The sequence below is a fragment of the Mesorhizobium sp. M7D.F.Ca.US.004.03.1.1 genome (assembly GCF_003998635.1).
GTDB lineage: Bacteria > Pseudomonadota > Alphaproteobacteria > Rhizobiales > Rhizobiaceae > Mesorhizobium > Mesorhizobium loti.
The window spans coordinates 1-3485 of sequence record NZ_RZQG01000641.1 but is presented as its reverse complement, the minus strand read 5'-3'; the positions used below and the strand labels follow the sequence as shown (position 1 = coordinate 3485).

Here is a 3485-nt window from a genome sequence, read left to right as displayed (position 1 = left end):
GCGGCATCGACTATCTCGCCAATGTCGCCGGCGTGCTGTGGTTCGGTCGCGACAAGTCCGCCCTCGAGATGGATCTCGACGTCTGGGACGAGGTGTTCAGGATCAATTTGAAATCCTTCGTACACACGGCGCGCTCGGTCGTCCCGCATATGCGCTCGGGCGGACGCGGCGGCGCCATGGTGCATTTCTCGACCATCCAGTGGTATCGCGGCGACGCCAACCCGCAGGACGCCTATCAGGCATCTAAGGCCGGGGTCTGCGCGCTCTCGAAATCGCTCGCCATGCAGCTGGCCGGTGAGCGCATCCGCTCCAACGCCATCTGCCCCGGCATGGCGCTAACCCCGTTGCAGGCGCGCTGGGACACCGAGGAGAAGCGCTCGGCCGTTGCGAGCTACGCGCCGCTCGGCCGCATCGGCACGCCGCAGGACATGGCTAACGCGGCCCTGTTCCTGCTTTCCGACGCGGCGAGTTACATCACCGGCATCGAACTCGCCGTCGACGGCGGCCTGCTGATGCGCATGTAGCCAGCACGCCCGCTGCCGGGCTGTGGCGGCACCGGCGCCAAGACCATAGCTGCGGTCATCGCCGCGGCACGCATGGTCGCAAAGCCTGCAACAGGGAGAATGAGACGGCATGACATGCCGGGTCTCTCAGCGATCACAATCTGTCAACTTTCCGTTCCTTGCCGTCTAACGGATTGGAACACCCCTATATGGAAATTGCGGGCCACGAACCGCCGGCGATGGCAAGGATCATCGCGACGCGACGGAGCGGACGGCCCGTGTCCGGAAAGCGATATCCATACCGCTTTTCCCGTTGAAGGGAGGCGCGACCATGCGCAATTTCACACCAAGGATCATAGCAATCGCATCGCTACTGGCGGCGGTGCCGCTATCGAGTGCTTACGCGGTACACCGCCACAGGGTCGAACCGCAGGGGCATGTCTGTCGAGCCAAGAGCGGTCCTCGACCAGTTGCAGGGCGTGAAGCAGGGGATTATCGAGGCAAGGGATGCCAAGGCGATCACCCCTGAGCAGGAGCACGATCTGATGATGAGGGCCGACAGCATCCATCGCTCGGCCACGGGCGGCGGCGCGTACCAAGGTTTGCTCAGCCAGATCGAGAATCTGGATCAGCGACTGCAGGATGATTCAGGCGGCGGCTTCTACATCGGCGACGGTGCCGATGGCGGCTATTATCCAAACGGCTGACGCAGGCCGACAATGATCGCACGGCGCCTCCGGCGATTTCCGGGGGCGCCGGTTTTCCGACAGCATATAGAAGAAGGCAAAACCTACTGAGCCGACGCGACAGCGGACGCGACGTCTCCTATGCTCTGGCCGTAGCAATCAGTTCGCACGCTGCGCCATGAACTGGCCGCTATCGGACAGGCCTCTTCTCCAACTTTGGTACCCTCTGGACACGGCTGTGGAAGGCTGAAAAATGTGGAACGCAACTCCGCGTTTGGAGTTGAATCGGAACATGAGGAGGATGGCGCTGAATCTGGAAGACATTGCCGGCCATCCGGCCCTGCATCGCCATGTTCAGGCACAGTCGCTGGCGCTGATCCGTATCTATGAAGAGAGCCCGCGGCTGGCTTCCATTTTCGCCACGCAGCAGCGTTGGCTGATGGGCCATGTCGGCCTTGCCATGCATTTCAGGCGCGACCCGAACGACCGGCGCAAGGAGTTGACGGTATCGCGTTTCATCGAGTTCGTGCACCGGCACGCTGTGGCCAGCCGCAACACGGCGGACGCCTTCATCAAGGAGATGCTGCACTACCACATTGCCGAGTATGTGTCGGGCGGGGACGGCCGTACGCACCCCTTGCAGCCGACGGCGGCAACCGTGCAGACTTTTACCGGTTGGGTCCTTGCCCATCTGCAGACGCTGGACCATCTCGACGGCGCTGACCGCTTGGCCAGGTTCCTGGAACACCCCGAGATGGTTGCCAGGCTGCAGCCTCTGGTGGCGGACGGCCTGCTTGCCTCCAAGCCGGTGCGCGAGCCCAACCAGACATTCTCCCTGTTCATCTGGCTCAACAATGGCGGCATCGTCATGGACTGGCTGATGTCGGGCATCGACCCCGATCATGCCGGTCTGGAGCAGATTCCAACGAGCGTGGTTTCGATCGGAGATTTCGCCAAATGGCTCAAGCTCTCGCGGACACACCTGGCCCGCAAGCTGCGCGCCGCCGAGGAACTCGGCAGCATCGGCTGGCTCGGCCCGCGCGGTCATTCGGTGATGTGGGTGTCGAACACCTTCTATCAGGAGTACATGACCGTCCAGGCCGCCAAGCTGGCCATTGTCGATGCCGCCTTCAACGCCTGTTTTCCACCGGCCGCTGCCGGCGATTGACCGCCGCCGGGTCTGTTCGCACCCCCGCGCGGGCGATACGAAAACGTGATATGGTTTCCCACAGGTTTGCCGCTGCTTGCGCGGCACCTGTTCGGAGAGGAACCTGCATGAAGAAAGTCTATGAGAAGCCGACGCTGGACAAGCGCGAAAGACTGTCCAGCGTCACGGCGGTTTGCGCGCCGTCGACTTGCGCGACCTGATCGCCGGGCGATCAGACCTCCGGCGTTCTCAGTCGATATCGAACGAGACGCCCTGGGCGAGCGGCAGCGCCTTGGAATAGTTCACCGTGTTGGTGGCGCGCCGCATATAGGCCTTCCACGCATCGGAGCCGCTCTCGCGGCCGCCGCCGGTTTCTTTTTCGCCGCCAAAGGCACCGCCGATCTCGGCGCCCGAAGTGCCGATGTTGACATTGGCAATGCCGCAGTCCGACCCGTCGACACCGAGGAAGCGCTCGGATTCCTGCAGGTCACGGGTGAATATCGATGACGACAGGCCGGCTCCCACCGCATTGTGCTCGTCGAGCACGGCGTCGAAATCCGAATATTTCATCACATAGAGGATCGGCGCGAAGGTCTCTTCCGTGACAGGGGCCACCTGCTTGGGCATTTCGACCAACGCTGGATGCACGTAATAGGCATCCGGGTGACCGTTCTCGACCCGTGTGCCGCCGGTCACCTTGCCGCCATGGGTGGCAGCTTCTTTTAGTGCCTTCTGCATGGCGTCGAAGGCCGCCTTGTCGATCAGCGGCCCGACCAGCGAGGAGGTCTCCAGCGGATTGCCGACCGACACGCTTTCGTAAGCCTTCTTGAGGCGTGGAACCAGGGCGTCATAGACGCTGTCATGCACGAACAGGCGACGCAGCGTCGTGCAGCGCTGTCCCGCCGTGCCCATGGCGCCGAAGGCGATGGCGCGCAGCGCCATGTCGAGATCGGCTGTCGGGCAGACGATGCCGGCATTGTTGCCGCCAAGCTCCAGCACGGCGCGCGCAAAGCGCTTGGCCAGGCGCGGGCCGACGTCGCGGCCCATGCGTGTCGAGCCGGTGGCCGAAACCAGCGGCACCTTGGGGTGATCGACCAGGATCTCGCCGACGGCGCGGTCGCCGATCAGCACCGGCGCCAGGCCTTGCGG

The 3485-nt window shown here is 63.4% G+C and carries 4 protein-coding genes; 3 read left to right on the top strand and 1 reads right to left on the bottom strand.

The features are described from left to right. From EN935_RS27090 to EN935_RS27080, 3 genes are all read left to right on the top strand, one after another. A partial coding sequence (locus tag EN935_RS27090; RefSeq protein ID WP_127373803.1) for an SDR family oxidoreductase occupies positions 1-524 on the top strand: 524 nt, incomplete at its 5' end. Positions 525-940: 416 nt separating this feature from the next. Further along, complete coding sequence (locus EN935_RS27085) at positions 941-1210, top strand: hypothetical protein (protein WP_245468702.1); 270 nt, start codon at positions 941-943, stop codon at positions 1208-1210. Between the two features lie 280 nt (positions 1211-1490). Beyond that, positions 1491-2357 carry a hypothetical protein gene (locus EN935_RS27080; RefSeq protein ID WP_164771368.1) on the top strand — a complete coding sequence of 289 codons (867 nt, stop codon included), beginning with the start codon at positions 1491-1493 and terminating at the stop codon, positions 2355-2357. Positions 2358-2585: 228 nt separating this feature from the next. Here the strand turns inward: EN935_RS27080 and EN935_RS27075 are convergent. After that, a partial coding sequence (locus tag EN935_RS27075; protein WP_127373802.1) for an aldehyde dehydrogenase family protein occupies positions 2586-3485 on the bottom strand: 900 nt, incomplete at its 5' end.